5 protein-coding genes and 2 pseudogenes are annotated in these 7016 nt (G+C 59.4%); 6 read left to right on the top strand and 1 reads right to left on the bottom strand.

The annotated features are described in order from the left end of the window. The first annotated feature begins 444 nt into the window (after positions 1 to 444). From CPY51_RS29520 to CPY51_RS29545, 6 genes and pseudogenes are all read left to right on the top strand, one after another. Positions 445 to 1125, top strand: a complete 681-nt coding sequence (locus CPY51_RS29520; protein ID WP_111163928.1) for a type 1 glutamine amidotransferase domain-containing protein — start codon at positions 445 to 447, stop codon at positions 1123 to 1125. Continuing rightward, positions 1122 to 1383 (top strand): annotated as a pseudogene (locus tag CPY51_RS29525) (epoxide hydrolase); the annotation flags it as partial. The gene CPY51_RS29520 and the pseudogene CPY51_RS29525, both read left to right, overlap by 4 nt. 31 nt (positions 1384 to 1414) lie before the next feature. Beyond that, entirely contained in the window at positions 1415 to 1657 is a 243-nt protein-coding gene (locus tag CPY51_RS29530) for a hypothetical protein (protein ID WP_111163930.1), read from the top strand. 119 nt (positions 1658 to 1776) lie between these two features. Then, positions 1777 to 2937, top strand: coding sequence for an HlyD family secretion protein (locus tag CPY51_RS29535; protein ID WP_111163932.1), 1161 nt, complete (start codon positions 1777 to 1779; stop codon positions 2935 to 2937). Positions 2938 to 3051: 114 nt separating this feature from the next. Beyond that, positions 3052 to 4662 (top strand): MDR family MFS transporter, encoded by a 1611-nt coding sequence (locus tag CPY51_RS29540; RefSeq protein WP_111163934.1) that lies wholly within the window; start codon positions 3052 to 3054, stop codon positions 4660 to 4662. A 168-nt stretch (positions 4663 to 4830) separates the two neighbouring features. Further along, positions 4831 to 5792 (top strand): annotated as a pseudogene (locus tag CPY51_RS29545) (aldo/keto reductase). Positions 5793 to 6222: 430 nt separating this feature from the next. On the opposite strand, the gene folE reads toward CPY51_RS29545, so the two are convergent. Then, positions 6223 to 6825: a GTP cyclohydrolase I FolE gene (folE, locus tag CPY51_RS29550; protein WP_111163936.1), complete on the bottom strand. Its 603-nt coding sequence runs from the start codon at positions 6823 to 6825 to the stop codon at positions 6223 to 6225. Between the last annotated feature and the right edge of the window lie 191 nt (positions 6826 to 7016).

Consider the following 7016-nt stretch of genomic DNA (forward strand, 5'->3'; position numbering starts at 1 on the left):
GTTCAGCCGAACCCGGTCGGCAGCGGAAACCTCAAATGTGACACCTGTGCGCATGCAGGACCGTCGCATATTCATGCGAAAATTGGAATCCTAAATCGGACTCCTTTGTCTCGATCAAACCACTAGCGACCTGGCGTATCTTGCTGACTGGTAGGTCTTCGATAGCCGCGCTCCAAACGCGGGCATAGAACGAACTGTTCAGAAAAACATCCCACGTAGGATTCCCTACCCTTCTGCCGGTGTTAGCCAATTCAGTGCAGGTTTTGATTGAATTGCCAAAGACTGCGGATCCGCTCGATACCATCGTATCGGCGATACCTTCGTTCAATCGCCTAGCCTTTGGATTTCACGGATAATCGCCCGGTCGGCTGCGCGGTGCGCGAGCCATTTTGTCCGGCCGGGCGTGAGCGTTCTTCCGGATGTCGATCCGCAAGGAGGAAGACGATGACTGCAAAGAAAATCCTGATGGTCCTGACGTCGCACGACACGCTTGGGAATACCGGGCGGAAGACCGGTTTCTGGCTCGAGGAGTTCGCGGCACCCTACTACGTGTTCACAGATGCGGGCGCGCAGGTCACTGTCGCCTCCCCAAAGGGCGGCCAGCCTCCTATCGATCCAAAGAGCGACGAACCAGGGAGCCAGACGCCGCCGATGACGCGCTTCAAGGGAGACAAGGCTGCCCAGGCGGTCCTTGCAAGCACGGTAAAGCTGTCAGAGGTAAAAGCCTCAGACTTCGACACAGTCTTCTATTCCGGGGGACATGGCCCGATGTGGGACCTGGCGGAGGATAAGACGTCGATCTCGCTCATCGAGGAGTTCTATAATTCCGGCAAGCCGGTCGCCGCCGTCTGCCACGCCCCGGGCGTCTTGCGTCATGTCCAGTACAAGGGCCAGCCTCTGGTTAAGGGCAAGCGGGTGACCGGCTTTACCGACACCGAAGAAGAGGCCGTGCATCTGACGCATGTGGTTCCCTTCCTTGTGGAGGATGAGCTTCGACGGCTGGGCGGCAAGTTTGAAAAGGTCGCCGATTGGAAGAGCTTCGCCATAACCGACGGGCACTTGGTAACAGGCCAAAATCCCGCATCGTCCACGGCCGGCGCGCAGGCGCTACTTGCGCTGCTTTAGCAAACGCGGCGATCTCGTCAGCGCGTCTCCTGGGAAAGCACGCTGGCCTTCTTTGCTCCGAAGGGTGTGACGATCCCCGTTGGCGTCAACGTGTTTCCGGACGAGCTATACGCTGTGCCCAGGAGCTGGGCGGAGGAGGCCTATCCGAAGCTGACCCACTACAACCGGCTGGACAAGGGTGGGCACTTTGCCGCCTGGGAACAGCCAATGGCCCTCGCGGCTGAACTCGGGGATACGCTCAAGACGCTGGGCGCGTAAAACCGAGCTTGATGACAGTGGAGGAGAATCCATGACCCAGATCGGCCCGGTATACCCTCCGAAGCCCTTCGAGCAATGGGCAGGCAAGGTATTGATGCGGCTTCGGGCGATAACCGCCCCAAGGTGGGAGCATCCCCCCATCGCGCCAATCCGGGAAGCAGGCGCCGAGTTACCCGATGGTTCTATTTCCATCGAAGAATTGAAAGCAAGAGGTAAGGCCCTGCAGGTCCGCCTCGATGCGGCAAGGGCATTGCTGCAGGCGTACGAACTCTGACCGGCGCATCGCGATCGAGCGAGCGGGCACGACGAAAACGCAAGCTGTCAGCCCATCCAATTTTCGATGCTCGGTGAATCGGCCGATGAGCCGACCTTCGGGTAATTAGGAGAAGTGCAATGGTCGAACTTCCAAGGAAGAAAGCGTTCGAAGCTGCAACAAAGGCGGGCTCAGCCAGGATCGGCAAAACTCCGGTCGGACCCGTCGCGGGGAAAGTGCGATCGGCCCCAGACACGCTCAAAAACCCGCGATCGATCGTCAAGCGCCTCTGCCTCGCAACGGTACTTCTGGCGGGAATTGCCTTTGGAGCTTACTACGGCCACTACTACTGGACGGTCGGTCGCTTCATTGAATCCACCGACGACGCCTATGTGAAGGCTGACTTCACGACTGTTGCCCCCAAGGTCTCAGGCTACATCAAGGAAGTTCTTGTCAACGACAACGACACCGTCAAGGCGGAGCAGGTGCTCGCCCGCATCGACGATCGCGACTATCAGGCGGCACTTGCGCAGGCGAGGGCCGATGTGAAGGCCGCCGAGGCCGCCATCACCAATATCGACGCCCAGATTCACCTGCAGCAATCCATCATTGGCCAGGCCAGAGCCGCAATCGACGCCTCGCGCGCTTCTCTTACCTTTGCCCAGTCGGACGCGGAGCGATTTGCAAAACTGATCAACAACGGTGCAGGCACGCAGTCCCGTGCCGAGCAGAGCCAATCCGAGAAAGACCAGGCGGCGGCCGCTGTCGAACGCGACGAGGCAGGACTGGTCGCTGCGCAGAACAAGGTTCCGGTGCTGCAAACCCAGCGCGATCAGGCCGTTGCCCAGCGCGACCGCGCCGCTGCAGCCGCCCATCAAGCGGAACTCAATCTTTCCTACACCGACATCGTTGCCGCGGTCGATGGCACCGTCGGCGCCCGCTCCATCCGTGTCGGCCAGTTCGTCACCTCGGGCACCCAGCTGATGGCGGTCGTGCCACTGCACTCGGTCTACGTCGTTGCGAACTTCAAGGAGACGCAGCTGACCAACGTCCGTGCCGGACAGAAGGTGGAGATCAGGGTCGACAGCTTCCCGGATGCCGCCATCAAGGGTCATGTCGACAGCATCTCGCCTGCGAGCGGTCTCGAGTTCTCGCTCCTCCCTCCTGATAACGCGACCGGCAACTTCACCAAGATCGTCCAGCGCGTCCCGGTCAAGATCGTGATCGACGACGAGGCTTTGAGCGGTTTGCTCCGCTCCGGCATGTCCGTCGAACCGAAGATCGATACCAGGGGAACTTAGAAGTAAGTCGCTCAAATAGGGATTGTCCCAGCCGACTTGATCATCCCTCCTGTCCCGAACTGTCACCCGAACTTCGTCGCGAGAATGTTTCCACTCGCCGGAAGGAGGAATGGTATGGCCACGCTCCAGATAGCAAACACGAACAGCGCCCCGCGCACGGCCGTCACCGCAAGCGCGGCGGCGATGAGCCCGGTGAGGATGTGGTGTGCCGTCGTCGGCTCCACGCTTGGAGCGTTCATGGCGGTACTCAACATCCAGATCGTCAATGCCTCACTCGCCGACATCCAGGGGGCGATCGGTGCAGGCTCCGACGACGGCGGCTGGATTTCGACGTCTTACCTCATCGCGGAAATCGTCGTCATACCGCTGAGCGGCTGGCTTGCCCGGGTGTTCTCGGTCCGCATTTATCTGCTGACCAACGCCTTCATCTTCCTGCTGTTCTCAGCTGCCTGCGCCTTTGCTGCAAATCTCCAGCAGATGATCGTGCTGCGCGCCATCCAGGGCTTTTCCGGCGGCGTGCTGATCCCGATGGCCTTCACCATCATCATCACGCTTCTGCCCAAGGCCAAGCAGCCGATCGGGCTTGCGCTGTTCGCGCTCTCGGCGACATTCGCACCCGCCATCGGGCCGACCATCGGCGGCTATCTCACCGAGAATTTCGGCTGGCAATATATCTTCTATGTTAACTTGGTGCCCGGCGCGCTGATGATCGGCATGCTGTGGTTCTCACTCGACCGCTCGCCGACCAACTTTGGCCTGCTGGCAAAGGGAGACTGGGCTGGCATTGTCACCATGGCCATCGGCCTGGCAGCCTTGCAGACCGTTCTCGAAGAGGGCAACAAGGACGACTGGTTCGGCTCGCCTTTCATCGTCCGCCTGTCGGTGACAGCCGTGGTCTCGCTGTCGCTTTTCCTGGTCATCGAGCTGCGGGCCGCCCATCCGCTGCTGAACCTGCGCCTGCTCGTCCGCCGCAACTTCGGATTCGGGATCCTCGCCAACTTCCTGCTCGGCACCGCGCTGTACGGCTCCGTCTTCATCCTGCCAATCTACCTCAGCCGCATCCAGGGCTACAATTCCGAACAGATCGGCTTGGTGCTGGCCTGGACCGGTATCCCGCAACTGCTGCTCATCCCGCTCGTTCCGAGGCTGATGAAGCGCTTCGATGTCCGCCTGCTGATCGTCGTCGGCTTCGCGCTCTTCGCTGCATCGAACTTCATGAACGTGCACATGAGCGCCGACTATGCCAGTGACCAGCTCTTCTGGCCGAACATCGTCCGCGCCATCGGCCAGGCTCTGGTCTTCGCGCCGCTTTCGGCCATCGCCACCGCGGGGATCGAACAGGAAAATGCGGATTCGGCTTCAGCTCTCTTCAACATGATGCGCAATCTCGGTGGTGCCGTCGGCATCGCGGCACTACAGACGTTCCTGACCAAACGCGAGCAATTTCATTCGAACATACTCACCAATTCGGTCTCGGTCTTCGAGGAAGCAACCCGTGTCCGTGTCGCGAACCTGACCGCATATTTCATGAGCCATGGCGTCAGCGACCAGGCAACGGCGACCCACAAGGCCGTGGTCGCCATCGCCCTCGATCTGCGCAAGCAGGCCAACATCATGGCCTTCAGCGACACCTTCTACCTGCTTGGGGTCGCTCTCGTCGTCGCTCTGGTCGCCAGCCTGCTCCTGAAGAAACCCGGCAAACTTTCCGGCGGCGGCGCTCACTGAACGCCCTGCCCTGTCAAAGGCAAATTCCATTAGCATTTCCGTTCCGGCGCTTTCGAATTGGCCGACACCATTGGACAATGGACGCGATCCTTTCTTCCGCTCATCGTTTCGAACAACGGGTGAACGCTGAAAGTACGGTACAGCTGCAAATGAAGGAGTAGTATCCACATGTCGCTTCGAAACAAAAAGATTCCGCTGAACAATGGATCGACCTCGATCCCCGCGGTCGGGTTCGGCACACTGATCCCGGACCCTATCGCGACCAAGCTGGCGACCAGAACCGCACTCGAGGTCGGTTTTAGACAGTTCGATTGCGCCGAGCGATACGCAACGAAAAAGCCGTCGGCGAGGCGATGAAGGAGGCGTTCGAAGCCGGGACATGCAAGCGTGAAGACGTGTTCCTCATGACGAAGTTGTGGAACACCAATCACCGCCCGGAGCGCGTGAAGCCGGCTTTTGATGCAAGCCTCAAGCGGCTGCAACTCGACTATGTCGATGCTTATCTCATCCACACGCCATTTGCGTTTCTGCCCGGCGAGGAACAAGACCCAAGGGACGAGTTCGGTCATGTCATCTACGACCCCGGCGTGAAGCGGATCGAAACCTGGCACGCACTCGAAGCCCTGGTAGACGAGGGTCGATGCAAGGCGATAGGGTTGTCTGATGTCAATCTCGAGAAACTGAAAGAGATCGTCGCCGGCGCCCGCATCAAGCCGGCGATAGTCCAGGTGGAATCTCATCCATATCTGCCCGAATGGGAACTGCTGGAATACTGCCGGGAGCACGGTATCGTGGTGCTGGCGTTCGCGGCACTTGCCCACGGCATGGACCCCAAGGTGCTGGACGATCCTGTCATCGTCGCAATCGCAAAACGTGTCAACAAAACCCCTGCGCAGGTGCTGCTGGCCTGGGCCGTGCAACGCGGCACCGCATTCCTCACCACCTCGGTCACACCGCGGCGCATCGCTGAAAACATTGAAATCTCCACTCTGCCGGACGATGCCATGCAGGAAATACGGGACAAGATAACCACAAATGTCCGGTTCAATGGCGTCGTAGAGACCGGCGTGCCCGGCTTCATTCCGAGAGTGCAGGATGAAAAGGCGACGGGTTCGACGCGCAGCGCCTAAATCCCGGTCTCGGAGCTATTAGCCTTACAAAATCGCCAGTGTCCGCCGATCAACCAATCAAACCTGGGCTGCGCGCACTTGCCGACATGCTCAGAGCGTCCGATACATCGCTGGTCGTTGGTGTTCGTACCGTTTCGCGATCGCTCCAACCCGCAGACCATCGACACGATCGCGGTAGTTTCAATGCCCTGGGGCATGAAATGAGAGCATCTTCCTGACCTCGGAGGGGTGTGCGGACCGACGGTGCGCTATACAGCTCGCAGCCTCTCGGCGACATCAAAATTCCGCCGCCGTGATGGCCGCGCCGTGACGGCGCTCGCCTCCTGCGAAACCAAGAAAGCAATAGATCGAGGATTACCGCGCTACTGAGATCGCCTCGCGCCGGTACTCATGATGACTGATTTTTCCATCGGCTTCCCTTCGTTTTTAGCTATGCGCGGACCTCGGACAAGAACCTCGCCTGCAGCGACGCCGAATTCTGCATCTCGCCCTTGAACGTCATCGTCAAAGTGGCCGCGCCCTGTTTTTTTACACCGCGCATCGACATGCACATGTGCTCGGCCTCCACCATGACGGCGACACCGAGCGGTTGCAGGCCGTCGTCAAGCGATTGGGCGATCTGGGCCGTTATCGTTTCCTGGGTTTGCAGACGGCGTGCGAATATCTCGACAAGCCTTGCAAATTTGGAAAGTCCAAGAACACGACCAGCGGGCTGGTAGCCGATATGCACATGACCATGGAACGGCAGCATGTGATGTTCGCAGTGCGAAAAGAACGGGATGCCTTTGACGATCACCATGTCCTGATAGCCGCCAACATCCGAAAATGTCCGTGCCAATGGATCGTCGGCTGGTTCGTCGTATCCGGCGAAGAGTTCTCCATAAGCCTTGGTGACACGACGGGGGGTGTCCTGAAGACCCTCCCGACCGGGATCGTCTCCCGCCCAGCGGATTAGGGTGCGTACCGCCTCCTCGGCTTCGTCTTTCGACGGACGCTCGGCCGCTTTCGAAAATACCCGAACAATCGCGTCCATCCCATCTCTCCTGATTAACTGGTCGACTTTTGTCGCCGCCACGGTCAACTATTCGTTTTCTAAATTGGAAGCCGCCCGAGATGGTATCCAAGTCGGTGTTCGACATCCCCCGGCTTGTGGAAACCGCGCTCGATCAGCGATTTGATCCCGTTTTGCGCCGCGGGGCGCTGAAGGGACGCGATACAGGCATC

The sequence above is a fragment of the Arminella tubonensis genome, assembly GCF_003240585.1.
In the GTDB taxonomy this organism is placed as follows: Bacteria; Pseudomonadota; Alphaproteobacteria; order Rhizobiales; family Rhizobiaceae; genus Rhizobium; species Rhizobium tubonense.